The 26,150-nt window shown below is 61.8% G+C and carries 23 protein-coding genes and 1 pseudogene; 12 read left to right on the top strand and 12 right to left on the bottom strand.

Going from position 1 to position 26,150, the window contains the following annotated elements:
- The first annotated feature begins 379 nt into the window (after positions 1-379).
- The 3 genes and pseudogenes from QCL51_RS03135 (at position 380) to QCL51_RS03145 (ending at position 1,912) form a co-directional block, all read left to right on the top strand.
- Positions 380-1,309, top strand: a complete 930-nt coding sequence (locus QCL51_RS03135; protein WP_103463287.1) for a malate dehydrogenase — start codon at positions 380-382, stop codon at positions 1,307-1,309.
- Positions 1,310-1,430: 121 nt separating this feature from the next.
- Positions 1,431-1,547: pseudogene (locus tag QCL51_RS03140) on the top strand (type VI secretion system tube protein Hcp); the annotation flags it as partial.
- Between the two features lie 5 nt (positions 1,548-1,552).
- The gene (locus QCL51_RS03145) at positions 1,553-1,912 is read left to right on the top strand and encodes a hypothetical protein (protein ID WP_020191670.1); all 360 of its coding nucleotides are present in this window, start codon (positions 1,553-1,555) and stop codon (positions 1,910-1,912) included.
- A gap of 61 nt (positions 1,913-1,973) precedes the next feature.
- Here the strand turns inward: QCL51_RS03145 and QCL51_RS03150 are convergent, their stop codons facing one another.
- Entirely contained in the window at positions 1,974-2,795 is an 822-nt protein-coding gene (locus QCL51_RS03150) for an amino acid ABC transporter permease (RefSeq protein ID WP_003247513.1), read from the bottom strand.
- Positions 2,792-3,613, bottom strand: coding sequence for an ABC transporter substrate-binding protein (locus tag QCL51_RS03155; RefSeq protein ID WP_279935462.1), 822 nt, complete (start codon positions 3,611-3,613; stop codon positions 2,792-2,794). Before QCL51_RS03155 ends, QCL51_RS03150 begins: the two co-directional genes overlap by 4 nt.
- Positions 3,614-3,731: 118 nt before the next feature.
- On the opposite strand from QCL51_RS03155, the gene QCL51_RS03160 reads away from it, so the two are divergent.
- Positions 3,732-4,616 (top strand): homocysteine S-methyltransferase family protein, encoded by an 885-nt coding sequence (locus QCL51_RS03160; protein ID WP_177342687.1) that lies wholly within the window; start codon positions 3,732-3,734, stop codon positions 4,614-4,616.
- 147 nt (positions 4,617-4,763) lie between these two features.
- Here QCL51_RS03160 and QCL51_RS03165 read toward each other — a convergent pair whose 3' ends face one another.
- The 3 genes from QCL51_RS03165 to QCL51_RS03175 form a co-directional block, all read right to left on the bottom strand.
- Complete coding sequence (locus QCL51_RS03165; protein ID WP_274101938.1) at positions 4,764-5,717, bottom strand: bile acid:sodium symporter; 954 nt, start codon at positions 5,715-5,717, stop codon at positions 4,764-4,766.
- Positions 5,718-5,965: 248 nt separating this feature from the next.
- Positions 5,966-7,219, bottom strand: a complete 1,254-nt coding sequence (gene glyA, locus QCL51_RS03170) for a serine hydroxymethyltransferase (RefSeq protein WP_014589625.1) — start codon at positions 7,217-7,219, stop codon at positions 5,966-5,968.
- A gap of 305 nt (positions 7,220-7,524) precedes the next feature.
- Positions 7,525-11,355, bottom strand: a complete 3,831-nt coding sequence (locus QCL51_RS03175; RefSeq protein WP_338444597.1) for an EAL domain-containing protein — start codon at positions 11,353-11,355, stop codon at positions 7,525-7,527.
- A 248-nt stretch (positions 11,356-11,603) separates the two neighbouring features.
- On the opposite strand from QCL51_RS03175, the gene QCL51_RS03180 reads away from it, so the two are divergent.
- From QCL51_RS03180 to gdhA, 3 genes are all read left to right on the top strand, one after another.
- Positions 11,604-12,005 carry a hypothetical protein gene (locus tag QCL51_RS03180; RefSeq protein WP_103443465.1) on the top strand — a complete coding sequence of 134 codons (402 nt, stop codon included), beginning with the start codon at positions 11,604-11,606 and terminating at the stop codon, positions 12,003-12,005.
- 304 nt (positions 12,006-12,309) lie between these two features.
- The gene (gene ettA, locus QCL51_RS03185; protein ID WP_003247499.1) at positions 12,310-13,977 is read left to right on the top strand and encodes an energy-dependent translational throttle protein EttA; all 1,668 of its coding nucleotides are present in this window, start codon (positions 12,310-12,312) and stop codon (positions 13,975-13,977) included.
- Positions 13,978-14,198: 221 nt separating this feature from the next.
- Positions 14,199-15,539, top strand: a complete 1,341-nt coding sequence (gdhA, locus tag QCL51_RS03190) for an NADP-specific glutamate dehydrogenase (protein WP_021784174.1) — start codon at positions 14,199-14,201, stop codon at positions 15,537-15,539.
- A 32-nt stretch (positions 15,540-15,571) separates the two neighbouring features.
- Here gdhA and QCL51_RS03195 read toward each other — a convergent pair whose 3' ends face one another.
- From QCL51_RS03195 to QCL51_RS03210, 4 genes are all read right to left on the bottom strand, one after another.
- Positions 15,572-16,069, bottom strand: a complete 498-nt coding sequence (locus tag QCL51_RS03195) for a GreA/GreB family elongation factor (RefSeq protein ID WP_274119207.1) — start codon at positions 16,067-16,069, stop codon at positions 15,572-15,574.
- Positions 16,070-16,136: 67 nt separating this feature from the next.
- Positions 16,137-16,493 carry a lipoprotein gene (locus QCL51_RS03200; protein WP_003247495.1) on the bottom strand — a complete coding sequence of 119 codons (357 nt, stop codon included), beginning with the start codon at positions 16,491-16,493 and terminating at the stop codon, positions 16,137-16,139.
- Between the two features lie 215 nt (positions 16,494-16,708).
- Positions 16,709-18,562 carry a DUF4105 domain-containing protein gene (locus QCL51_RS03205; protein ID WP_021784171.1) on the bottom strand — a complete coding sequence of 618 codons (1,854 nt, stop codon included), beginning with the start codon at positions 18,560-18,562 and terminating at the stop codon, positions 16,709-16,711.
- A 71-nt stretch (positions 18,563-18,633) separates the two neighbouring features.
- On the bottom strand, positions 18,634-19,122 hold the full coding sequence (locus QCL51_RS03210) for a DUF3015 domain-containing protein (protein WP_021784170.1): 489 nt from the start codon (positions 19,120-19,122) through the stop codon (positions 18,634-18,636).
- A gap of 250 nt (positions 19,123-19,372) precedes the next feature.
- Between QCL51_RS03210 and QCL51_RS03215 the strand changes: the two genes are divergently transcribed.
- From QCL51_RS03215 to QCL51_RS03235, 5 genes are all read left to right on the top strand, one after another.
- Entirely contained in the window at positions 19,373-21,811 is a 2,439-nt protein-coding gene (locus tag QCL51_RS03215; protein ID WP_021784169.1) for an ATP-binding protein, read from the top strand.
- Between the two features lie 162 nt (positions 21,812-21,973).
- Entirely contained in the window at positions 21,974-22,312 is a 339-nt protein-coding gene (locus tag QCL51_RS03220) for a hypothetical protein (RefSeq protein WP_021784168.1), read from the top strand.
- Positions 22,313-22,413: 101 nt separating this feature from the next.
- Complete coding sequence (locus QCL51_RS03225; protein ID WP_003247486.1) at positions 22,414-22,902, top strand: TIGR00645 family protein; 489 nt, start codon at positions 22,414-22,416, stop codon at positions 22,900-22,902.
- Between the two features lie 217 nt (positions 22,903-23,119).
- Positions 23,120-23,425, top strand: a complete 306-nt coding sequence (locus QCL51_RS03230; RefSeq protein WP_021784167.1) for a DUF6482 family protein — start codon at positions 23,120-23,122, stop codon at positions 23,423-23,425.
- Positions 23,426-23,510: 85 nt separating this feature from the next.
- On the top strand, positions 23,511-24,128 hold the full coding sequence (locus QCL51_RS03235) for an FKBP-type peptidyl-prolyl cis-trans isomerase (protein WP_003247482.1): 618 nt from the start codon (positions 23,511-23,513) through the stop codon (positions 24,126-24,128).
- 94 nt (positions 24,129-24,222) lie between these two features.
- Here the strand turns inward: QCL51_RS03235 and QCL51_RS03240 are convergent, their stop codons facing one another.
- The 3 genes from QCL51_RS03240 to QCL51_RS03250 all read right to left on the bottom strand — a co-directional run bounded on the left by QCL51_RS03240 (position 24,223) and on the right by QCL51_RS03250 (position 26,022).
- Positions 24,223-24,468, bottom strand: coding sequence for a hypothetical protein (locus QCL51_RS03240; protein WP_021784166.1), 246 nt, complete (start codon positions 24,466-24,468; stop codon positions 24,223-24,225).
- 84 nt (positions 24,469-24,552) lie between these two features.
- A complete protein-coding gene (locus QCL51_RS03245; protein ID WP_021784165.1) occupies positions 24,553-24,894 on the bottom strand; it encodes a zinc ribbon domain-containing protein YjdM in 342 nt (113 codons plus the stop codon).
- Between the two features lie 159 nt (positions 24,895-25,053).
- Positions 25,054-26,022 (bottom strand): polyprenyl synthetase family protein, encoded by a 969-nt coding sequence (locus tag QCL51_RS03250; RefSeq protein WP_010951940.1) that lies wholly within the window; start codon positions 26,020-26,022, stop codon positions 25,054-25,056.
- Positions 26,023-26,150: the final 128 nt, after the last annotated feature.

Consider the following 26,150-nt stretch of genomic DNA (forward strand, 5'->3'; position numbering starts at 1 on the left):
TGACGGGCGTTTCCACGGGGCATGCCCAGGTGGCTGCCGTTGGGCTGCTGCTACGGTTTCGAGGAAGGGGACGCGGCTTTGCGCTAGCTGCCGCTCACAGGCGGGCGCCTGGTAACGGAAGGTGGGCAGCAGGGAGGCGTGGCGCTGAGGCCGGTGGGCGGCGGTGTGGCGACGGGGCACTTGGGCAGCATGGTCATCGGTTGATTCACCTTGTTGTATGGTCATCTATATGAATCTGACCAAAGTATTTGCGCTGCCGTGGAACACTGTCAAGTGAAGGTCGTCGCATCATCTTGGGTGGCCATTTAGCCCCGGCAGGCAATACTTCTCTCTATACGCAGGCGTGTTCCTGGTGGCGCGCGCCGCTGGGAGGTGTCTGGTGAACAAATTAACGATTGTGGGTGCCGGCCTGGTCGGCGAGGCGGCGGCGCAGATCATCGCCCGGGATGAGTTGTGCCGTGAGCTGGTGTTGATGGACGTGCAGGGTGAACTGGCGCAGGGCAAGGCGCTGGACGTTTGGCAGGCGGCTGTGGATTCAGGGTCCGATACCCATGTTCACGGCGGGGCCAAAGCCGAGATGCTGGAGGGGTCCGAGCTGGTGGTGATCACGGCGGGCGTGCCGCGCAAGCCCGGCCAGTCGCGCCAGGATGTATTGAGTACCAACCTGCCAATCCTCGACAGCATCATGGCGGATATCAAGCACCACGCGCCGACAGCGACGGTGCTGGTGGTGTCCAACCCGGTCGATGTGCTCACCTACCGCGCCTGGAGCGTCAGCGGGCAGGGGCGCGACAAGGTGTTTGGGCAGGCGGGGGTGCTGGATACCGCGCGCATGAAGTGTTTTATCGCTGAGCAAACTGGGTTTTCTGCACGGGATATCACGGCGCTGGTGTTGGGCGGGCATGGCGACAGCATGGTGCCGCTGATGCGCTACTGCCAGATTGGCTCGGTGCCGTTGTCGCACTTCTTGTCCGATGAGCAGATCGAACAGATTGTCGAGCGCACCCGTAAGGGCGGCGGCGAGATTCTGGGGTTGAAGAAGACGGGGAGCGCCTGCGATGCGCCGGGCGTGGCTATTGCACAGATGGTTGATGCGATCGCCAATGGGCGGAACCGTATTTTGCCGGCGGTGGCGATTCTCGAGGGCGAGTATGGGCGAACGGATATCGCTATGGGTGTGCCCTGTGTGCTGGCAGAGAAGGGGCTTGAGCGGATTATCGAGTTGCCGCTGGATGCGCAGGAACAGGCGATGTTCGACCACTCTGCCGACCAGGTGGCGCGGGATATTGCAGAGATGAAGGCGTTGTAGAGCTTGAAGCGTCATGCATCGGGTGTGGCGGCTCGGGCAGTGGGGGAACACTTTGCCTCCGTACCTGTCACACCCGTTCATTGGGGTTCAGACCCATCATTACCAAGGAGAGGTAGGCATGGGCGGTGCAACATCGGGACGTACCACCTTGACCAACTTCACGTTCACCAAGTTTCTCGACAGAGCGAGTTGCAAGCTGCTGGAAGCCAGCTGCTCGGGCCAGCATCTCAAGGAAGTATCGGAGTGAATGAAGTTGAGCCTGGGCTAATTGCGATTTTGATTCTTGCACCCATGATGCTGGCGATGGTCGTACAGTGTTTCATCGCACATAAATACACTGAGTACTACGAGTCGTTGCTAACGCGCTGTAGCTTCGTGACCGGCAACAAAATCACGTTTCAACATGCAGGCCTTCTGGGCAAGGTCATGCGTACGGGGTTGATCTCCATGGTGCTGGCTATACCGAGCCTCTTCGTGCGCAGGGGGTTGATTGACTTCGATGAAGTCAAACGTTTCCCCTCAAGCATGAGACGACTGCTGGTGAGTCTGTTGGTCATTCACATCCTGCTGGCCACCGCGCTGATTATTTTCACTTACGCGTAGCCTGGCCGCTCCTGCATGGGGCGCGGTCAGGCCTGTCGGTTGTGCACGAGCCGTGCAGCCCTCAGCGCTGATAAGCCTTGCCAAAATGCCGTTCCAGGCGCGCCTGCAGCAGCTCCAGCAGTATCGACAGCACCCAGTAGATCACGGCGGCGGTGGTCAGCATTTCCAGGTAGCGATAGCTCGAACGCCCATACGACTGCGCCAGAAACATCACCTCCCAAACCCCCATCACGGAAATCAGCGACGAGTCCTTGAGCATCGAAATGAACTGGTTGGCGGTGGGCGGAATGATCACCCGCATGGCTTGGGGCAGGATGATGTGGCAGAAGATCTGCGGTGTGCGCATGCCCAGTGCCAATGCTGCTTCACGTTGCCCACGGGCCACGCCGAGGATGCCGGCGCGGAAGATCTCGCTCAGGTAGGCCCCGTAGTTCAGCGACAAGGCAATGATGCCGGCGCTGATGGCGCCGGGTACCAGGCCCACCTGCGGCAGCCCCAGGTAGATCAGCAGAATCTGGATCAGCAGCGGCGTGCCACGGAAGAACGAGGTGTAGAAGCTGGCCACACCCACCAGCACCGCGCTGTTGGATAACCGCGCCAGCGCGGCGGCAAAGCCGAGCAGCACGGATACCACCATCGAGCACAGGCACAGGAACAGGGTCAGTGCGGCGCCTTGCAGAAAACCATTAGGCCCTAGCTTGAAACCGGCCAGGTTGGGAAACTTCTCCAGAATGATGGCGAACTTCAGGTCAAAGCTGAGGAAGAAGGCGACAAACAGCCCGAACAGCGCCAGCCAGGTCAGCAATAACCGGGTGCGAAAGCCGAACAGGCCGGCGCCCGCTGGCTTTGCCACGGGCTTGGGGGAGGGGGGGAAGGTGCTCATTTGCTGATGTCGGCGCCAATCCATTTCTGCGACAGCTTGGCCAGGGTGCCATCAGCCTTCAGCTCGGCGAACACCTGGCGTACCTTGGCATCCCACTCAGGGTCGCCTTTTTCGATGGCCACCGCGTTGGGCTCTTCATACAGCGGCGCGCCGGCCAGCTTGAAGCGCTTGTCCTGCTGCAGGCGCGGCTGCGCGGTCACCAGGTTGGTAATGATGGCGTCCAGGCGCACGCCAGTGCCCAGGCCCAGGTCCTGGAAGGCGACGTTTTCAGTGTCGTAGGGCGCAGCCTGCACGAAGTCGAACGGGTAATCGATCTTCTGGTCTTCCTTGCCTTCAATGACCAGGTTCTTGTTCAGGTAGCTTTCGTAGCTCGATGCACTGATCGAACCCACCTTGCGGCCTTCCAGGTCTTTGGCGCCATGGATGCGCTCATCCGAGGCATTGACCACGATCACGGCGGGCGATGCGTAGTACTCCACAGGGAAGTCGAACACCTCGGCGCGCGCCTTGCTCGGGGTCATCGAGCAAATGCAGATGTCATAGCGCCCGCTCCAGCGGCCAGCGGCAATCACGTCCCAGGACGGTGTTTCCATGCGCAGTTTGACGCCGAGCTTGTCGGCCACTGCCTTGGCCACGTCCACGTCGTAACCGTCGAGCTGGTTGTGGTCATTGAGGAAGGAAAACGGCGGGTAGCTTTCCATCAGCACGTTGACCATTTCCTTGCGCGATTCAACCCGCTCCAACGTGGCGCCAGCAAAGGCTTGGGTGGCAGTTGCGAGCAGTACAAGGCCCGCACCCAGCAGAGAAGAAAATCGCATGTACATACCTGATATGTTGGGCAAATGGGTGATAGGGTATTTAATAGTTATAACCCTAATCCCCATAATGAATTTTATTCATAAGAACCTTCAGAGAAGTTATATGGCAGAGCGAACGATGGTAATTCTGGACGGTGGCATGGGCCGAGAGCTGCAGCGCAGCGGTGCACCGTTTCGCCAGCCCGAGTGGTCGGCGCTGGCGCTGAGCGAGGCGCCGGAGGCGGTCGTGGGCGTGCACGCAGCCTTCATCGATGCGGGTGCGCAGGTCATCACCAGCAACAGCTATGCAGTAGTGCCGTTCCACATCGGTGAAGAACGCTTTGCCGCCGAAGGGCGACAGCTGGCCCATATCGCCGGCCAGCTTGCGCGGCACGCGGCAGATAGCGGCGCGCACCCGGTCCGGGTGGCCGGTTCGCTGCCGCCGCTGTTCGGGTCCTACCGGCCCGACCTGTTCCAGCCCGAGCGTGTGGCAGAGGTGCTGACCCCGTTGCTCCAGGGCCTGGCCCCGCATGTTGACCTGTGGCTAGCCGAAACCCAGAGTTCCGTGGCCGAAGTGCGGGCCATTCATAGCCATTTGCCGGCAGACGGCAGGCCGTTCTGGGTGTCCTTCACCCTGCAGGACGAGGACGTCGACGACGTACCGCGCCTGCGCTCCGGTGAACCGGTGGCCGACGCCATCGAAGCCGCAGTCAGCCTGGGGGTGGCTGCGGTGTTGTTCAACTGCAGCCAGCCTGAGGTGATCGGCGCCGCCATCGATGTCGCGCGCTCGGTCATCGAGCGACACAACGCCGAGATTGCCATCGGTGCCTATGCCAACGCATTCCCGCCGCAGCCCAAAGAAGCCACTGCCAACGATGGCCTGGACGAACTGCGCGAAGACCTCGATCCGCCGGGTTACCTGGCATGGGCCAAGGACTGGCGTGCGCGTGGTGCCAGCATGGTCGGCGGTTGCTGTGGCATCGGCCCGGAGCATATCGCCGAGCTGAAGCGCAACCTGGCTTAAGCGCCCACGTGGCCGGGCGGCTTTGCTAGAGGCGAACAGTCGCTGACGTTGAGCCTGGCCCGGCGTATCGAGGTCGGCTATCTGGAAGAGGTGCGGGTGTTCGCTGTGTGCCCCGAATAGTCTTTTCTCTATGACGAGTGGCACGGGTCAGCGCACAAACCGTGGTACCGCTCGTATATAGATCAGTTCGCTGACCAGCTCTACCAGGGTTTGCGTGATCACGGCTGCCGCTGCCAACCCGCGCATCTCTTCTGGCAGCGCCAGCGCCAGCGGCAGCACCACCAGCGAGTTGCGCGTGGCTGCGCTGAACGTCACCGAGCGTGCCTCGCTGGCCGGCAGGCGCAGCAGGCGCGCACAGATGAAACCGAGCACCGGCGCCAGCAGCATAAAGCCGATGTATACCGGAACGACCGGCAGCAAACGGTCGAAATCACGCAGTACCACGACAATCTGCGAAGCGATCACCACCATCAGCACCAAGGCCATCGCCGGCACCGGCAACCACGCCCAGGCGTCGTTCCACGTCGCGATTGCGCGCGAGCGCCGGGCACCGGCGCTGGTGAGTACCGCGAGGGCCATCGGCAAAACGATCAACAGCACGAAGGCTTCCAAGAACGGGGTGATGGAGATTGCCACCTGGCTGCTGCCACCCAGCATCAGGGCCAGATACACCGGCAGCAGCACCAGTTGCGCCAGCAATAACAGGGGGGTTGCGGCCAGGGTCAGGCGTGAGTCGCCTTTGCCAATGTGGGTGAACACCACCACGTAGTCGATGCAGGGCGTAAGCAGCACCAGCAAGGCACCGACGAGGATCGCCGGGTGTTCCACCAGCCCACGGGTGATGGCCCAGACAAGCAGCGGAACGAGAATGAAATTGGCCAGTAGCAGGGCCGTGATGAAGCGGCGGTTACCCAGGCCCTGGCGCAGGTCGAGGAAGGGTATTTGTAGGAACATCGCGTACATCAGCACGGCGATGGCGGGGGTGATCAGGGCTTCAAGCTGGCGCGCAGTGTCGCTGGCCAGCAGGCCGAAGGCGATAGCGGCCAGTACGGCGGCGAAGTAGATGGGGATCTGCCGGGTTTCGAGTTGCTCTCTGGTCAAGGTGTGGCCTGTGGTTGGTGGTGTCAAACAGGGTAATACGTGATGGCACGTGGCTGCTCGAAATCATTCCCTGTGGGAGCGGGCGTGCCCGCGAACACCGGCGCAGCCGGTGCCATCCACCGCGTAGCCTTCTTCGCGGGCACGCCCGCTCCCACAGGATGTGTATCAGGCCTGCGAACGGGTTTCATGGTCCGTTCACGAAAAAGCCCGGCACTGGGCCGGGCTCTTTCACTTCAGGCAAGCGCCAATCAGTTGCCGTAAACCGGCAGCTTCTTGCAGATGGCCTTGACCTTCTCACGAACGGCGTCGATCACCGCTTCGTTGTTCAGGTCGGCCAGGATGTCGCAGATCCAGCTCGCCAGTTCCTTGCACTCGGCTTCTTTGAAACCACGGGTGGTAACGGCTGGGGTGCCGAAACGCAGGCCCGAGGTGACGAACGGCGAACGCGGGTCGTTCGGTACCGAGTTCTTGTTGACGGTGATGAAAGCTTTGCCCAGGGCGGCGTCAGCATCCTTACCGGAGATTTCCTGCTTGATCAGCGACAGCAGGAACAGGTGGTTCTGGGTGCCACCGGAAACCACGTCGAAACCGCGCTCGATGAACACGCTGGCCATGGCCTGGGCGTTCTTCACGACCTGCTGCTGGTAAGCCTTGAACTCTGGCTGCAGGGCTTCCTTGAAGCAGATGGCCTTGGCCGCGATGACGTGCTCCAGCGGGCCGCCCTGTGCGCCCGGGAAGACGGCGGAGTTCAGCTTCTTCTCGATGTCGGCGTTGGCACGGGCCAGGATCAGGCCGCCGCGCGGGCCGCGCAGGGTCTTGTGGGTGGTGGTGGTGACCACGTCGGCGAACGGAACAGGGTTCGGGTACACGCCAGCGGCAACCAGGCCGGCAACGTGGGCCATGTCGACGAACAGGTAGGCACCGACCTTGTCGGCGATGGCGCGGAAGCGGGCGAAGTCCAGAACCTGAGAGTAGGCCGAGAAGCCGGCAACGATCATCTTCGGCTTGTGCTCGACAGCCAGACGCTCGACTTCGTCGTAGTCGATCAGGCCATTGCCGTCGATGCCGTACTGGATGGCGTTGTACAGCTTGCCCGAGGAGCTTACCGAAGCACCGTGGGTCAGGTGGCCACCGTGTGCCAGGCTCATGCCCAGGATGGTGTCACCGGCCGACAGCAGGGCCAGGTAGACGGCAGCGTTGGCCTGGGAGCCAGCGTGCGGCTGTACGTTGGCGTAGTCGGCGCCGAACAGCTCCTTGGCACGGTCGATGGCCAGTTGCTCGACGACGTCGACGTATTCGCAACCGCCGTAGTAGCGCTTGCCTGGGTAGCCTTCGGCGTACTTGTTGGTCAGGACCGAGCCCTGAGCTTCCATGACTGCCGGGCTGGTGTAGTTTTCCGAAGCGATCAGCTCGATATGCTCTTCCTGGCGCAGAGCTTCTTGCTGCATGGCTTCGAAGAGCTCGGCGTCGTACTTGGCAATGGTCAAATCACGGCTGAACATGGCGGTCCTCAAGGATCGGGGTAATTTGGGTGTGCATTCTAACCGATTGATTCGCGGCTGGCATATGAAGTGGCATCAAGTCGCGGACCAATGGGCTTCATCTTGCATCCCGCGCCGTTTCTGGGCTGGGCGGGGGCAGGAGTTGACTCGCAGGTCCGCTTTTTATGCAGGATTCGGTTGCGGCACCGTACTTGTAGGAACGGGTTTACCCGCGAAGAAGGCGGCGCGGTGGATGGCACCGGCTTCGCCGGTGTTCGCGGGTAAACCCGCTCCTACGGGGACCTTGTGAACAGGCAGCGTTCGGGTCAGTGGAACATGAACAAGGTCTCGTTGGAGAATTGCGCCTCGAACTGATGCGCCGGCATCGGCCGCCCGAACAGATAGCCCTGCACCTCGTCGCAACCATGCTCGCGCAGAAACTCCAGCTGTTCGTGGGTTTCCACGCCCTCGGCGATGACTGCCAGGTTGAGGCTGTGGGCCATGGCGATGATCGCCCGGGCAATCTGCGCGTCCTGCTCGCCTTCGGGCAGGCCGTCGACGAAGGTACGGTCGATCTTCAGTACGTCGATGGGGAACTGCTTGAGGTAGTTGAGCGACGAGTAGCCGGTGCCGAAGTCGTCTACCGCAATGCTCAGGCCGAGGTTCTTCAGGCTGGCAAGAATCTGCAGCGCCTCGTTTACCTCGCGCATCAGGATACTTTCGGTCAACTCCAGCTCCAGGCATGCCGGCGGCAGGCCGCTTTCATCCAGGATGTTGGCAATCCGCGTGCCCAGCTGGCCGTCGGAGAACTGCCGCGCCGAAATATTCACCGACACTTTCGGCACTCGCACCTTGGCCTTGTGCCAGGCCTTGAGCTGGCGGCTGGCCTCGCGCAGCACCCAATCGCCCACGTCCACCACCAGGCCCAGTTCCTCGATCACCGGGATGAAGTCGCCCGGCGGCACCAGACCGCGGGTCGGGTGACGCCAGCGCAGCAGCGCTTCGGCGCCGGTCAGGCGCTTGCCGTCGCCGCTGAACTGCGGCTGGTAATAGAGGATGAACTCGTTCTGCTCCATGGCATGGCGCAGGTCGCTTTCCAGCTCCAGGCGCTCCAGGGCGCTGGCGTTCATTTCGGCCTGGTAGAACTGGAAGTTGTTCTTGCCGCGCTCCTTGGCGTGGTACATGGCGGTGTCGGCGTTCTTCATCAGCTGGCTCAGCTCACTGCCATCCTGTGGGCTGAGGGCGATGCCGATGCTGGCGGTGACGAAGAACTCGCGGTTTTCCAGCACGAACGGCCGCACCAGGCTGCCGAGGATGTTCTCGGCCACGTGGATGGCGCGGTTCAGGGCCATTTCGCGGGTGGGGCGCGGCTGCAGCAGCAGGGTGAACTCGTCGCCGCCCATGCGTGCCACCGTGTCATCGTCATCCACGCAGGCCAGCAGGCGCAGGGCCATGTCCTTGAGCATGCGGTCGCCGGCCGCATGGCCGAGGGAGTCGTTGATCGGTTTGAAGCGGTCGAGGTCGAGGAACATCAGCACAACCCAGGCCTTCTGCCGCTCGGCCTGCTGCAGGGCATTGTACAAACGGTCCTGGAACAGTGTGCGGTTGGGCAGGTGGGTAAGGGCGTCGTAGTAGGCCAGGCGGTGGATGCGCTGTTCGCTGGCTTTGCGTTCGCTGATGTCGGTGAAGAAGCACACGTAGCTGGCCAGGTCGCCTTCGTCGTCCAGTACCGCCGTGATGCCGACCCAGGCCGGGTAATGGTCGCCGTCACGGCGCTTGAGCCACACCTCACCTTCCCAGCTGCCGCGCTGGTGCAGTTGCTTGACCACATAGCGCAGGTGGCCTTCCTGCTGTTCGTCGACAGTGAGCATGCCCGGCAATTGGTCGAGCACTTCACTGACGGCGTAACCGCTCACGCGGCTGAACGCTTCGTTGGCCTGGACGATATAGCCGGCCGGGTCGGTGATGAGGATCGCTGACGTGGAATGTTCGAATACGGTCGCGGCCATGCGCAGGTCTTTCTCGGCGCGGCGTTGCTGGCTGATGTCGCGGCCCACCCCAAGTACGCCTTCGAAGCGTTGGTCATCGTCCCACACCAGCACCAGGCGCAGCTCGATCGGGATCTTGCGGCCATCGGCACGCAGGCAGTCGAACAGGAACAGTTGGGTGGGTAACTGGCTGCACAATTGCGCTATTTGCGCCGGATCGCCCATGGCCTTGCTGACACGCTCCATCAGGCTGTAGATACCGGTGAGCTGGGCCGGGTTGGCGACGATGGATTGCCAGCCGTTGGCGAAGATCCAGTCGGCCTGGTAGCCCAGCACGCTCTTTACCGAGGGGCTGACATAATTGAGCTTGAGCTGGCTGTCGGTGGAGAAAATCACGTCGCTGATGCTTTCGGCGAGCATGCGGTAGCGTTGCTCGCTGTCACGCAGCGACTGGCTGGCCTCGATCTGAACGGTCACATCCTTGCCCACACCGATGATGCGCGTAACCAGGCCTTCGGCGTTGCGGGTCAGCACCTGCTCGCGGATGTCGTAGCAGCGCCAGCCTCCGTCGCGGTGGCGGAAGCGCAGCTGGCAGTGCAGCGGTTGGTCATGACCGCTGTCGCGCTGTTGCTGGCGCAGTGCCTGGTAGTGTGCGGCGTCCTCGGGGTGCAGCAGCAGCTCCCAGAAGCGGTCGCCCATCTGTGCCAGCTCGGTGCGGTCGTAGCCCAGGGTCTGGCCGAGGTGGCGGTTGCTGAAGATCATCCGTTGGCTGGGCACATCCTGCACATACAACTGGTCGGGTACGGTGCGTACCACGTCCGACCAGAAGCTTTCGCGTTCCAGTAGCGACAGCTCCACCTGTTTGCGGCTGGTGATATCGCTGATGCTGAGGATCACCGCCTGGTAATCACGACGCTGCAGCGGCAGGCGAGCCATCAGCCACAGGTGCAGCTCGTCTCCCTGGGGTGTCGGCAGACGCACTTCCAGCTCCAGCAACGGGCGTTGTTCGATCAGTGCATCGATCAGTTGCATGCCAATGCTGTCGCGGCTGTCGCCAGTGCCATCGATCAGCCGCTGCCAGGCCCCTTCGTGGCAGTCGATGTTCAGCAGCTGGCGCGCCACTTGGTTGACCTCGGTGATCTTCAGCTCCAGCAGCAGCGAGCGGCGCAGGTTCGGGTCCAGCGCCAGGCTGTGCTTGAGTGCGGCCCGGTTGCGCAGGTGGTAGCGATCGAGCTGACCGGGCAGGCTGGACAGGTCGAGCACGCACAGGGCCACGCCGGTGCCTTCAAAAATTTCCTGATAGCGCCTGCGGTCTTCCTGCAGCGCCCGCTGGCGGCGCCGCATGTTGATCAGCGCCAGTACCGGCAGCAGGGCGCAGAACAGTACCAGCAGGCATTTGCCGATCAGCGCCGGCAACAACGTTTGCCGGGCCAGTTTGGCGTCGAACAGGCCGTGTAGCTGCCAGGTGCTGTTTTCGATAAAGGCCAGCATCACGCTTTGCAGCGGCTCGTCGCTGGTATCGGTTGCGACATTGCGCAGCAGCACTTCGCCGCTGCGGCTGTTCTCCAGCAGCCACTGCGGGTGCCCACTACCCTCCAGGTGGAGGGTGAGCTCGCGGTAATAGTCCGGTGACAGGCGCAGTAGCCAGTAGCCGTGACCCTGCGCGGCATCCTGGCGCAGCAGCAGGTACAGGATGTGGTTGTCGGCCGAATTGGTGAAGAAGTACGGGCGTCCCTGGCTAAGTGCAAGCAACTCATCAAACAGCTTGCGGTCGGGGCTGCCTGCCAGGCTGTCGGCGCGCAGTTGCCCGGTGTTGTCCAGCCAGGCCGCGCTCTGCAGGGCGGGGAGGCGCTGGCGTAGGGTGCCGAGCAGGCTGGGCAGGGCGGCAGGGGTGGGGGCATCTGGGTAGGGTTGCACCACGTTCACGGCCTGCTGCGCCTTGAGCGCCATGTTCAGGCTCAGGTGGTCGGCCAGTTCCGCAGAGGCGTCCAGGCTCTGTTTGCGCAAGTCGGCCTGAGTATGTTTGAACTGGGCGAATAGTTGCCACACCAGCAGTCCCAGCAGGATCAGGGCCAGCAGCGCCAGCGCACCCTTGATCGACCCGCGCAGTATGGTGGCGGGTGCTTGTGGTGCGGAACGCAATGACGACGAATGAGTAAGGTTGGTCAAGCGTTGATCCTGCGATTGGGCTGGCGATGGCAGGGAATGATCTTGCACGGCGCGTGCCGGCACCGGGCTTGCGCACCGCGGAGGCGCACTATAAGGCCGGATACCCGAAACCGGCTAGCATGCCTCGGATTATGGCAAAGTGCCAGCCGTGTTGACCGGTGGTGGCTGCCCGGTGGTTCGGCAAGCCCCTGCAACCTGTGCGAGAATAGCGCCCGCTTCACATGACAACGCATCGGAGATGTTCGGTTTTGGTTACTCACTTTTCCTCCAATGGCCTCGATTCCGCCTGCGGGCGCAGCAGTCAGACCCTTGTCAGCACTGCCGTGACCGAGGACGTATCCTGCAAGTCTTGCCAGCGTTCGCTGGGCAAACCCGAGGCGGCCGCTGCCGCCAAAAGCAAGGCCCCGTCGCTGGCTGAACTGCGCAAGACTGCCAAGGTGGCAGTAGAGCCACCAACGCCGACAGTGACTGCGGCCAAGCCGGCAGCCAAGGTGGTCAGCACAGCGCCTGCCAAACCGGCCAAGGTGGCCGAGCAGCAACCTGCCCGCAGCGGCGGCTTCAGCGTGAAGTCCGCCTGGGCCGCGCGCCTGGCCGAGCAGGGCGACCGTTGCCGGTTGCCGCGGGGCAAGGTCAAGCAGCGTCACGTCTGAGCCTCTTCTGCTGCTGTGCCGGCCCTTTCGCGGGCTCGCCCGCTCCCACAGGAATCGCGGATTCTTCAGACTCTGTGGTGACGCTGTGGGAGCGGGCGTGCCCGCGAAGAGGCCGGCACAGGCAATGAATTCATCCCAGTGACCGCACTGATCACACCCCACCATCGGCCCCTCCTATGCAACGCCGCGCGTTGGCGTAGAATGGTCGACTTTGTTCAATGACACCCCGTAAACACATCCCCCTGGCCACTGCGTGCCGGGGCGATCGGCGATGTCTTTACCTATCTGATTAGAGGGCTTGGTTTTGGCTCAATACGTCTACACCATGCATCGGCTGAGCAAGGTCGTGCCGCCGAAGCGGGAAATTCTCAAGAACATTTCCCTGTCGTTCTTCCCAGGCGCCAAGATTGGTGTACTTGGCCTGAACGGCGCCGGTAAATCGACCCTGCTGCGGATCATGGCGGGCGTCGACAAGGAATTCGACGGCGAAGCCCGTCCGATGCCCGACATCAACGTGGGTTACCTGCCACAGGAACCGCAACTGGACCCAACCAAGACCGTACGTGAAGTGGTCGAGGAAGCGGTCAGCGTGATCAAGGACGCCCAGGCCCGCCTGGACGAGGTCTACGCGGCCTACGCCGAGCCGGATGCCGACTTCGACAAGCTGGCCGCCGAGCAGGCCAAGCTGGAAGCCATCCTGCAGGCCGCTGATGGCCACAACCTGGAGCGCCAGCTGGACGTCGCTGCCGACGCCCTGCGCCTGCCTGCCTGGGATGCGCGCATCGAACACCTGTCCGGTGGTGAAAAGCGCCGTGTGGCTCTGTGTCGCCTGCTGCTGTCGGCCCCTGACATGCTGCTGCTCGACGAACCGACCAACCACCTGGACGCCGACTCGGTGGCCTGGTTGGAGCGCTTCCTGCACGACTTCCCGGGCACCGTGGTAGCCATTACCCACGACCGTTACTTCCTCGACAACGTCGCCGGCTGGATCCTGGAGCTGGACCGCGGCGCCGGCATTCCGTACGAAGGCAACTACTCGGGCTGGCTGGAAGCCAAGTCGGAGCGTCTGGCGCAGGAATCCAAGCAGCAGAGCGCCCACGAGAAGGCCATGAAAGAGGAACTGGAGTGGGTGCGCAAAGGCGCCAAAGCCCGCCAGTCCAAGTCCAAGGCCCGTCTGCAGCGCTTTGAAGAAATGCAGTCGCAGGAATTCCAGAAGCGCAGCGAAACCAACGAAATCTACATCCCGGCCGGTCCGCGCCTGGGTGACAAGGTTATCGAGTTCAAGAACGTCACCAAGGGCTACGGTGACCGTGTGCTGATCGACAACCTGTCGTTCGCCATGCCCAAAGGTGCCATCGTTGGTGTGATCGGTGGTAACGGTGCCGGTAAGTCGACCCTGTTCCGCATGCTGATGGGCAAGGAGCAGCCGGACTCGGGCAGCATCGAGATCGGTGAAACCGTGCAGTTGGCCTGTGTGGACCAGAGCCGCGAGGACCTGGACGGCGCCAAGACCGTGTTCCAGCAGATCTCCGACGGTTCCGACCAGATCCGCATCGGCAACTACGAGATCCCTTCGCGTACCTACGTTGGCCGCTTCAACTTCAAAGGTGGCGATCAGCAGAAGTTCGTCAAGGACCTGTCCGGTGGTGAGCGTGGCCGCCTGCACCTGGCCCTGACCCTGAAGGAAGGCGGTAACGTTCTGCTGCTCGACGAACCGTCCAACGACCTTGACGTCGAAACCCTGCGTTCGCTGGAAGAAGCCCTGCTGGACTTCCCGGGCGCCGCGATCGTGATTTCCCACGACCGTTGGTTCCTGGACCGCGTGGCTACCCACATCCTGGCGTACGAAGACGACTCGAACGTGGTCTTCTTCGAGGGTAACTACACCGAGTACGAAGCCGACCGCAAGAAGCGTCTGGGTGATGCTGCTGCCCAGCCGCACCGTGTACGGCACAAGAAGCTGGCCCAGTAAGCCGGTTTTCTGATGCACAAAAATGGGGCTCTAAGGAGCCCCATTTTTGTGCTTGATGGAAGGCTGAAAACAAGTAATCGGGAGCGTGTTTTGTATACACTTACATAAAACGCACCAAATAATTTCATAAAAACGACATTTCGCCCTGTTCCGGTGCGATTGCTTCTTGGTACATTCCTGAAAAAACCAATAAGTCCAATCCTCTTGGTGAGATGTCTACCATGATCGAATCTGTCGACAATTTTCTTGCACGCCTAAAGCAGCGTGACCCTGGCCAACCAGAATTCCACCAGGCCGTAGAAGAGGTGCTTCGCACCCTGTGGCCATTCCTTGAAGCCAACCCCCGCTACCTGCAGTCCGGTATCCTCGAGCGCATGGTCGAGCCTGAGCGCGCCTTGCTGTTCCGCGTATCCTGGGTCGATGACCAGGGCAAGGTGCAGGTCAACCGCGGTTATCGCATTCAGATGAGCAGTGCCATTGGCCCGTACAAGGGCGGCCTGCGCTTCCACCCGTCGGTGAACCTCAGCGTGCTGAAGTTCCTGGCCTTCGAGCAGGTGTTCAAGAACTCGCTGACTTCGTTGCCCATGGGCGGCGGCAAGGGCGGCGCGGACTTTGACCCCAAAGGCAAGAGCGACGCCGAAGTGATGCGCTTCTGCCAGGCGTTCATGAGCGAGCTGTATCGTCACATCGGCGCCGACTGCGACGTACCGGCCGGTGACATCGGCGTGGGTGCCCGCGAAATCGGCTTCATGTTCGGCCAGTACAAGCGCCTGGCCAACCAGTTCACCTCGGTGCTGACCGGCAAGGGCATGACCTATGGCGGCAGCCTGATCCGCCCGGAAGCCACCGGCTATGGCTGCGTTTACTTCGCCGAAGAAATGCTCAAGCGTCAGGACAAGCGTATCGACGGCCGCCGCGTGGCGGTGTCCGGTTCGGGCAACGTCGCCCAATATGCTGCGCGCAAGGTCATGGACCTGGGCGGCAAGGTGATCTCGCTGTCTGACTCTGAAGGAACTTTGTATGCCGAGGCCGGCCTGACCGATGCCCAGTGGGACGCCTTGATGGAGCTGAAAAACGTCAAGCGTGGCCGTATCAGCGAGCTGGCCGGGCAGTTCGGCCTGGAGTTCCGCAAGGGCCAGACCCCGTGGAGCCTGCCGTGCGACATCGCCCTGCCATGCGCCACGCAGAACGAGCTGGGCGCCGAAGATGCCCGCACCTTGCTGCGTAACGGCTGCATCTGTGTGGCCGAAGGCGCCAACATGCCGACTACCCTCGAGGCTGTGGACATCTTCCTGGACGCCGGCATTCTGTATGCCCCAGGCAAGGCCTCCAATGCCGGCGGCGTAGCCGTGTCGGGCCTGGAAATGTCGCAGAACGCCATGCGCCTGCTGTGGACTGCCGGTGAAGTGGACAGCAAGCTGCACAGCATCATGCAGTCGATTCACCATGCATGCGTGCACTACGGTGAAGAGGCTGATGGCCGTATCAACTACGTCAAAGGGGCGAACATCGCGGGCTTCGTGAAAGTGGCCGATGCGATGCTGGCGCAAGGCGTGGTCTGACCTGAAGTTCTTGGGGCCGCTGTGCGGCCCCCTCAGGGCTCACCCTCGATCTCGAGCACTTCAATTACTTGCTCGCCCATCGGCCGGCGCCATACCACCTCATCTCCAGGCCCCGCGCCCAGCAAGGCACGCCCCAATGGCGAGCCCCAGTTGATCAAGCCCCGCCCGGCATCTGCTTCATCCTCGCCCACCAGCCGTACAATATGCTCCTGGTCCTGCGCATCGACAAATCGCACCCGGCTACCAATCTGCGCCTTGCTGCGAGAAGTGGCCGCCGGCACCACCTGTGCGCTCTGCACCCGTGCGTTGAAGTAACGCAGGTCGCGTTCGGTATCGGCCAGTTGCTGCTTGTCGCCACGCTCACCCTGAGCCTGCAGTTCGCTGCGCAAGGTATTCAGCTCGGCCAAGTGGGCTTGCAGCTGGCGCAGGCCGCTGGCGGTGACGTAGTTGGGTTGTTCGCTGATGCGCCGCTCAACCGGTTGGTCGGCCTGGGCGGCGGCTTGGTCTTCGTTGACGAATGCTCGGCTCATGCAAGGCCTCCTTGTGCTTGAGACCATCATGGCAGGCCGCCGGTTTAAAGGAATGTCCGTTTGCGACTCAGTTGTGGCGATAGGCCTTGGCAGCGCCGCGGTCTTTTTCCTGCTCCCACTCGCGGTCACGCTGGTCCCAGAAACGCTCGTGGTATTGGCGCTGTTCTTCGCTGTTCTGCATGGCATGACACTGGCGGAAGCCATCGTCCCAGCCGGTCTCGTACTGACGCTCGTGCAGGTAGCGGGGTACGTTTTTGCGGAAGTTGCCCACCATCAGCCCGGCCGCCTGGCGGCCACTGCTGCAGCCGTCCTGGAAGCCATCCGCATAGGCGGGAGGGTAACCGTGGTTGACCATCTGCTCGTGGGTGGTTTCGCAACCTGACAGCAACAACGCAATGCACACGCCGAACCAGTACCGCGACATAGCCACAAAGCCCTCCAGTTGATGGTGGAAAGTCTAGGTGGCGATTTGTCGGGTAGATGTCAAAACAGTGTCAAAGAGTTGGTTCAGTCACACTGCTTTGCCAGCCTAACAGACCAATTCGCGGGCAAGCCCGCGCCCACAGGGACTTCACAGGCCTCGAATCGTGTGGAGACCCTGTGGGAGCGGGCGTGCCCGCGAAAGGCCGCAAAGCAGCCTCAGTAGTGATACCACTTCAGCTCGAGCATCACCTCGTTCTGTGCCGTGGCCAGGTGGCTGAACTCACGCGAAGCGCTCAACCGAAGCCCAAGGTTCTGGCTGATTTCCCACTGCTGGTTCAGGCTTAAACTGCGCCGCACCTCGCCGTTGGTGAAGTAATCGCCCTTGGCCTCCAGCGTCATGTTGCCCAACCCATTGCGCCACAGCAGGCCGCCATTGAAGCCAGCCGCCGGGGCAATGAATTGTGCGAAGTCGTTGTGATGCTCGACCCGCACCGTGCCCAAGGCAAACCCCAGCAAACCGTCGGCCAGCTGCCAGGTGCCGCCAGCGCCACCATTCACATGGCTCACCAGCACTTCGTCATCATGCTTGCCCGGCACCCGCTCCAGCCCGCCAGCCACTTGCCATGACCAAGGCTTGAGCAGCTCGTTACGGGGTGTCAATGAACGGATGGTGGCCAGGTCCAGGCGCTGCACCTGCCAATCGTTGCCTTCATACTGGCGCAGCTTCAATTGCAGGATTTCGATCTGTGCGCCCAGCGGGAAGCCATAGGCGTTGTCATTCAGGTCGTGGTAGGCCATGCGCAAGCCATATTCGGCGTAGGCGCGGTCTTCGCGGGTACCCACGCCCAACTGCCAGGTGCGCGAGTCATGGCCATCTTCGGGCAGGCCGGGGCGTTCGATTTGCAGGGGGCGCGGCGGGTTGCTGTTGATCGCCCGCAGCAACTCGAAGCTGCGTTTGGCCTGCCCTGGGTCGCGTTCCTGGCCATTGGCCCGATAGCGCTCAAGACGATACGCGGCATCTTGCACCAACGCTTGGCGTTCGCGAGGCAAGGCCTGGAATTCAGGGCTTTGCAATTGCGCAGTGTCGGCGCTTACAGCCAGCACCTGGCGCTTTTCGTTGTGGTCGAGTGGCTCGGCCCTGGCCAGCAATTCACGCTCACGAGAGGGGCGGTAAGTTTCGCTGGCGACCAGGCCGGACTGCTTCACGGCTTTTACCGTGTCGGTGGGAATGGCGGTCAGCGGGAACTGAGACGTCAGGTCCAGGCTCGGCCGGGCCACTTGCAGCAGCTCCAGCAGGCGATAGGAGCAATTCTCGTCGAAGAAGAAGTAATCGAACTGGATCTGCTTCAGCTCCCACACATGCTCGACCATACGTCCGGTTTCTTCGGGGGTCAGGTCTAGCTGGTATTCCCACAGGTCGCGGTTTTCCAGGCTGCGGTATTCGGACAGTTTTTCCTGGTAGGGCATCAGCGCGAACAGCCCCGGGTAGCCACCCATCAGGCCTTTCCAGGCGTACAGGATGCTGTTGTCGCTGCCTTCGATATAGGCACCGAAGTTGATGGCGTAGCTCAGCAGCGTGGTGTCGTCGCTGCGGGTGTTGGACTGGTCGATGCGCAGCAGGGTGTGACCGAACATCGACGACGGGCTGTTCAGGTAGGCTGCCGGGAAGATCAACGCGGCGCTGTGCGGGTCGATCGACTGGTACCAGGTCTTGAATTCCTGGCAGTCCGGTTGTGGCAAGTCTTGCAGGTCTAGCTGTTCACGAAGCCAGCGGGTGCGCGCGGGGAATACGCACTGGGCGTGCTTGTCACCGAGACTGGCCGGGGCATACAGCGCATCGACCGTAGCCTTGAGTTCCTGGTCCGGATGGTGCGCGCCATCTTCGGCGAGGAAGAACGCATCATCATCCACATAGCTGCGCCAGCCGCCGAGCTTGGCGGTTTCATAATGACCAATGGCGAGCCAGTAAGGGGTATTGGCCAATTGCTGGAGACGGCCTGGATCCAGCACAGGGGCGGCATGAACAGGGGCGCAGGCACACAGCGCCAGGCAAGCAAAGCGTTTGAGCATATCGGGCAACTACTTCTTGACGATGCCGAAAAAGGCGAAACCCGCCCCGGGTGGGGCGGGAGCAGCTGTGCTTAGGCCTCGGTAGCGTATTTGGCCAGGCGTGGGTCGCTCTTCAGAACGGCCAGGGTGTTGCTGTGGACAGTTTCGGCAGTGACGTCGGCGCTGCTGAAGATCTGGTTGAAGTGCTGGTGGGTGACCGAGTTGAAGTAGCTGCGGTCTTCCGGTGCTACGCCGAGAACGACGGCATAGGTGGTCAGAGCTTCGCCCTGGCCCATGGCCATGTCTTCGGACAGCTCGTTCATCATGCCGTTCATGGCGAACCAGGACTTGCCGCCGTAGGTCAGCGAAGCCCTGGTCGAGCAGCCGTTGGTGCCGGAGGTCATGCCAAAGGTGGCGTTACCGGAGGTGCCGTTGGTGGTAGAAGCCAGGAAGTGTGCCGGCGTGCCGCGCTGGCCTTCGAACAGCATGTTGCCCCAGCCGCAGTTCGGGCCGCCTGGCGCTTCGGCCATGGCGTTCAGCGAGACCACGGTGAACAGAGTACCCAGAAGAATCCGTTTCATAGCATTTGTTCTCTTTGTCTTAACCAAGGGTCAGGGTTTCTGGCAACTCGGTTGCCAGGTCGGGAAAGCTTTTCACCCACCCGCGCAGCTTGGAGTTTAGGCACGATCTAAAGGTTGCGTTGTTGATTGCGAAAAATTTGCTGTCACATGACTGCACCGGCTGCGACATAAAGTCCCGTGGAGCCTTGCAAGGCGCGCGCGGGCAGCGCCAGAATGCTGCGTATCTGCCCCGCCGAAGTAAGGAAACCCAATGCCCGATCCTGTCGCTGCGCGCCTGCGTCTTGCGCCTGAAGCCCTGACCCGGCGTTTCTCACCCGAGCAGTTTGCCTTTACCCATACCGACGATCTGGAGCCGTTTCGCGGAGTCCTGGGCCAGGAACGTGCTGTCGAGGCCCTGCAGTTTGGCGTGGCCATGCCGCGCCCCGGTTACAATGTGTACGTAATGGGCGAGCCCGGCACCGGGCGCTTCTCGTTCGTCAAGCGCTACCTCAAGGCCGAGGGCAAGCGCCAGCAAACCCCGGCCGACTGGGTTTACGTCAACCACTTCGACGACACCCGTGAACCACGTGCACTGGAGCTGCCGTCCGGAAGCGCCGCCGAGTTCATCAGCGACATGGGCGGATTGATCGACAACCTGCTGTCGACGTTCCCGGCGGTGTTCGAACACCCGTCCTACCAGCAGAAGAAGGGCGCCATCGACCGCGCTTTCAACCAGCGCTATGACCGCGCGCTGGATGTGATCGAGCGCGCGTCGCTGGAAAAGGACGTGGCCTTGTACCGCGATGCCAGCAACGTCGCCTTCACGCCGATGGCCGATGGCAAGGCGCTGGATGAAGCGGAATTTGCCCAATTGCCGGAAGAGGTGCGCGAGCAGTTCCACGAGGACATTGCCCTGCTTGAGGAGCGCCTTAACGAAGAACTGGCCAGCCTGCCGCAATGGAAGCGCGAATCGAACAACCAGCTGCGTCAGCTCAACGAAGAAACCATCACTCTGGCGCTGCAGCCGTTGCTGGCGCCGCTTTCGGAAAAGTACGCCGAAAACGCGGCGGTTTGCGCCTACCTGCAATCGGTGCAGTTGAACCTGTTGCGTACCTTGGTCGAGCAACTGGTCGATGACAGCAAGTCCGACGCCGTGGCCCGCAAGCTGCTCGAAGAGCAGTACGCGCCTAGCCTGGTGGTGGGCCACCACGCTGACGGTGGCGCGCCGGTGGTGTTCGAGCCGCACCCGACCTACGACAATTTGTTTGGCCGTATCGAATACAGCACCGACCAAGGTGCGCTGTATACCTCCTATCGCCAACTGCGCCCAGGCGCGCTGCACCGCGCCAACGGCGGCTTCCTGATTCTGGAAGCAGAGAAGATGCTGGGCGAGCCGTTCGTATGGGATGCGCTCAAGCGAGCGTTGCAGTCGCGCAAGCTGAAGATGGAGTCGCCAATCGGTGAGCTGGGCCGTGTTGCCTCCGTCAGCCTGCAGCCGCAGGTGATTCCGCTGAACGTCAAGTTGGTGATCATCGGCTCGCGCCAGCTGTACTACGCACTGCAGGACCACGACCCGGACTTCCAGGAGATGTTCCGCGTGCTGGTGGACTTCGATGAAGACATGCCGATGGTCGACGAGAACCTGGAGCAGTTCGCCCAACTGTTGCGCACCCGCACCAACGAAGAGGGCATGGCGCCGCTGACTAGCGACGCGGTGGCGCGTCTGGCCACCTACAGTGCTCGTCTGGCCGAGAACCAGTCGCGCCTGTCGGCGCGTATCGGTGACCTGTTCCAGCTGGTCAGCGAGGCTGATTTCATTCGCCAGCTGGCCAGTGACGAAATGACCGATGCGGGCCACATCGAGCGGGCGCTCAAGGCCAAGGCCACCCGTACCGGGCGTGTGTCGCAACGGGTGCTGGACGACATGCTTGCCGGCATCATCCTGATCGACACAGAAGGCGCGGCCATCGGCAAGTGCAACGGGCTGACCGTGCTGGAAGTGGGCGACTCGGCGTTCGGCATGCCAGCGCGTATTTCGGCCACCGTGTACCCGGGCGGCAGCGGTATTGTCGATATCGAGCGTGAGGTCAACCTTGGCCAGCCGATCCACTCCAAAGGGGTGATGATCCTCACCGGTTACCTGGGCAGCCGCTATGCCCAGGAATTCCCGTTGGCGATCTCCGCGAGCATCGCCCTGGAGCAGTCCTATGGCTACGTGGACGGCGACAGCGCCTCGCTGGGCGAAGCCTGCACGCTGATCTCGGCCTTGTCGCGCACGCCGCTCAAGCAGTGCTTCGCAATCACAGGTTCCATCAACCAGTTCGGTGAAGTACAGGCGGTGGGAGGGGTCAACGAGAAGATTGAGGGCTTCTTCCGCCTCTGCGAGGCGCGTGGCCTGACCGGCGAGCAGGGGGTGATCATTCCGCGTGCCAACGTTGCCACCCTGATGCTTGACGAGCGCGTGTTGCAGGCGGTGGAGAACGGCATGTTCCACGTCTACGCGGTCAGTCAGGCGGATGAGGCGCTGAGCCTGCTGGTGGGCGAGGAGGCCGGGGTACTCGACGACAAGGGGCTGTTCACCGAGGGCAGCGTCAATGCCCGTGTGGTGGAGCGCCTGCGGGAAATTGCCGAGATGATCAGCGAGGAAGACATCGAGAAGGCAGAAAAGGAACGCCTTGAAGACGTGATTGCCCAAGCCAAACCGGCCTGAGTCAACAAACTGGCGCTGGCGGCGATGTGCTACCGTTCAGCGCCAGTTTTCCATCTTTCTGAACTGTTCTTCTATGCTGGAACTTAAGGACGGTACAGCGTTCAGGATGGAAACAGCCTGAGGGTTTCGGGCTGAACAAGGCTCATTGGAGGGGACGCGGCCATGCGCAACCTCAGCCTCACACGCCAGTGCCTGGGCCTGGTGACTCGTATCGAATGCAGCATTCGTCCACTGGCCGGGGATAACGGCATGTGGACCCTGCTGTTCGCCGCCGGCATGGCCGGTGAACAACCCTCCGCGATCAAGGCACAGGGGCCGTTTCATGGGCCGCTGGTGGCTGAGTCGGTGCTCAATGCCATTGTCGACAGCCTGACCCTGCATGGTTATCAGGTGGCGGAAGACCCGCAGATCTGGTGTCTGCATTTGCAGGCGCAGTTGCGGCGGATCAATGGTGAGCGGTGTCGCAACCTGGGGGATTACCAGTTTCATCCTGAGAACTGAAGAATGCCGGGGCTGCGGAGCAGCCCCCGGGCTTTTGCTGTAACAGGTGGCTGGCTATACTCGCCGTCGCTTTTTTAGTCACCTGATGAGTCCTGAACTTCATGGAACGTATCCTCGAAAACGCGATGTATGCCTCGCGCTGGCTGCTCGCACCGATCTACTTCGGCTTGTCCCTCGGCCTGTTGGCCCTGGCGCTGAAATTTTTCCAGGAAGTGGTCCACGTCCTGCCCAATGTCTTTGCGTTGAGCGAAGCTGACCTGATCCTGGTGATCCTTTCACTGATCGACATGTCGCTTGTCGGTGGCTTGCTGGTGATGGTGATGATTTCCGGCTACGAGAACTTCGTTTCGCAACTGGACATCGATGAAAGCAAGGAAAAGCTCAACTGGTTGGGCAAGATGGACTCCTCGTCGCTGAAGATGAAGGTTGCCGCGTCGATCGTGGCGATTTCGTCCATTCACCTGCTGCGGGTGTTCATGGATGCGCAGAACATCTCCACCGATTACCTGATGTGGTACGTGATCATCCACATGACCTTCGTGGTCTCGGCGTTTTGCATGGGCTACCTGGACAAGCTGACCAAGCACTGAGTCCCGCCAGGCCTCACTGCAACTCCCGTGGGAGCGGGCATGCCCGCGAACACCGGCAAAGCCGGTGGCAGCCACCGCGTGGCCTGCTTCGCGGGCACGCCCGCTCCCACAGAGATCTAGGCTCAACTGACGAGTGGCGTCAGTCATGCCTTGCGCATTCTCCCTTCCTGTACAAAAAATGAGCTCTCATGCGTGGTTCCCATCGCGAGGTGCTCTCATGAACCTGCATCAGCTCAATACCGAGGCCAGGGCTGGCCATGTCGACGAACTGAACCTGATCGCCATCGAAGGCGGTGACTACCTGCTCGAGGCCCGGGTCAAAGGCCATCCTCACCCCCTGTCCGATACCCGCGGTGAGCGCTTGCGCGTGCACTCGGTGGAAGATGCGCGCAAGTTGCTGCAAACCATCCCCATGGTTTCGATGAACCTGGTGCACTGGTCGGTGCAGGATGAAATGTGCGGTATGGGTACGCACCCGGAAGAAGACCTGAAGTTGCCGATTTCCCAGCGTTCGGCCTGGTAGCTGCTCACAACGCCTCAGTGTGCTAGGCTGCTCGCCCTTTTTATCAAGGGCGCGGCTGCACTGCGCCCTGCAGTGGAGCACGACAATGTCCGAACTCAACCTGTCTACCGATGAAACTCGCGTCAGCTACGGTATCGGCCGTCAGCTGGGCGGCCAGCTGCGCGACAACCCGCCACCGGGCGTCAGCCTGGAAGCCATCCTGGCCGGCCTGACCGATGCCTTCAACGGTGCCGACAGCCGCGTCAGCGAAGCCGACCTGTCGGCCAGCTTCAAGGTCATCCGCGAGGTGATGCAAGCCGAAGCTGCAGCCAAGGCCGAAGCCGCCGCTGCTGCTGGCAAGGAATTCCTGGTCGAGAACGCCAAGCGTGAAGGCATCACCACACTGGCTTCGGGCCTGCAGTTCGAAGTGCTGACCGCTGGTGAAGGCGCCAAGCCGACCCGCGAAGACAACGTGCGTACCCACTACCACGGCACCCTGATCGACGGCACCGTGTTCGACAGCTCCTACGAGCGTGGCCAGCCGGCTGAGTTCCCGGTAGGCGGCGTGATCGCTGGCTGGACCGAAGCCCTGCAACTGATGAACGCTGGCAGCAAATGGCGCCTGTACGTGCCAAGCGAGCTGGCTTACGGCGCCCAAGGCGTTGGCAGCATCCCGCCGCACAGCGTACTGGTGTTCGACGTCGAACTGCTCGACGTTCTGTAAGGTCGTTGGGGCCGCTTTGCGGCCCATTCGCGAGTAAGCCCACCTTTTTCTGTAGGGGTGGGGTTCACCTGCGAAGAGGCCGGCCCTGCCGGCCTCAATTCCAGTCTGTCCCCCCAGGGTGCAATGCCCGCGCATAGCAGAACAGAAACAGATTCCGTACCAGTTCCTTGAGTACCCCCGGTTCACTCGAATTCAGCCCGCTCATGTCCAGGTCACCCTGGTCACGCAGTTCGTCGAGGGCTTCTTCTTCAAGGACCGCGCACACTTCGCCGGTTTCCCGATGAAGAATGCGCAGGTAGGGGTGGGGGCGTTCCAGCCAGGCGTCGATCAGGTAAGTCATGGAGATTCTCCTTGGATAGCGGTTCCAATGAGAATAATTCCTATTACCTAAATGGCAAGCGCCGATTGCCAGATTTTTGTGTGATCAGACTTTGCGGACGAACTCGGACTTCAGTTTCATGGCGCCGATGCCGTCGATCTTGCAGTCGATGTCGTGGTCGCCATCGCACAGGCGGATGTTCTTGACCTTGGTGCCGACCTTGACCACCAGGGACGAACCTTTGACCTTGAGGTCCTTGATCACGGTGACGGTGTCACCGTCCTGCAGGATGTTGCCGACCGAGTCCTTTTTCACCACCTCGTCGCTGGTCGCCTCGGCATCGCCGCTGGCCGACCACTCGTGGGCGCATTCAGGGCAGATCAGCTGAGTGCCATCCTCATAGGTGTATTCGGAGTTGCATTTTGGGCAGGGTGGCAGAGTGCTCACTTCGGTTCCTCAAACAAACAGACGGGCGGTTAAAAGCCCACATTGTAAAAGGTATTTTCCCGGAAGTGATTATGTCCGGACAAAAGCATCGCGGGCAAGCCTGCTCCCCACAGATGGTGTAGGAGCGGGCTTGCTCGCGAATGAAGACGACTCGGTCTGTCAGTGCGTACGCGCGACCGCAAATTCGCTCAGTTCAACCAGCGCATCCCGGTATTCACTGGCAGGCAGCACTTCGAGGCAGGCAATGGCACGCTTCACGTAATCGCGCGCCAGCTCGGCGGTGTACTTCAGCGCACCCGATTCCTCGACCGCGACGCGAATCTGTTCCAGATCTTCCAGGCCACCCTTCTGGATCGCCTGGCGTACCAGCGCCGCCTGCTCGGCAGTGCCTTCGCGCATGGTGTAGATCAGCGGCAGGGTAGGCTTGCCCTCGGCCAGGTCGTCACCGACGTTCTTGCCCAAGGTCTGCGAGTCGCCCTTGTAGTCCAGCAGGTCGTCGACCAGCTGGAAGGCCACGCCCAGATGGTCGCCGAAGGTACGCAGGGCTTCGCGCTGCTCGTCGGTGGCCTGGGCCAGTGCCGCAGCGCTGTGGGTCGACGCTTCGAACAGCATCGCCGTCTTGCCGCGAATGACCTCCATGTAGACTTCCTCGGTGGTGCTGGCGTCGCGTACACGCGACAGTTGCAGCACTTCACCTTCGGCAATCACGCGGGTGGCCTTGGACAGGATCTGCATGACCGGCATCGAGCCCAGTTCGACCATCATTTCGAACGAGCGCGAATAAAGGAAGTCGCCCACCAGTACGCTTGGCGCGTTGCCCCACAGGGCATTGGCGGTAGAGCGGCCGCGACGCATGCCGGACATGTCGACCACATCGTCGTGCAGCAGGGTGGCGGTGTGCAGGAACTCGATGGTGGCGGCCAGCAGGCGCAGGTCGTCGCCTTCGCGGCCCAGGGCCTTGCCACACAGCAGTACCAGCAGGGGACGCAGGCGCTTGCCACCGGCGGACGTGATATAGTCGCCGATCTTCGATACCAGCGGCACGCGCGAGGTCAGCTGCTTCTTGATGATCTCGTCGACGGCGCTGAAATCATCAGCCACCGCGCGGTAGAAGGTTTGGGGTTGCATCGGCTGCTCCAGTGAGGTTGCGCGGCATGCTAGGTCGCGGGTCCCGGTGTGTCAAGGCGCGGTGCCAGCTGGCCGGGGGCGGCACTTGCAAGCAAAACCGCGGTTGCGTACAATCGCGCACCCTAACT

The organism is Pseudomonas sp. LTR0, from assembly GCF_036630035.1.
In the GTDB taxonomy this organism is placed as follows: Bacteria; Pseudomonadota; Gammaproteobacteria; order Pseudomonadales; family Pseudomonadaceae; genus Aquipseudomonas; species Aquipseudomonas putida_Y.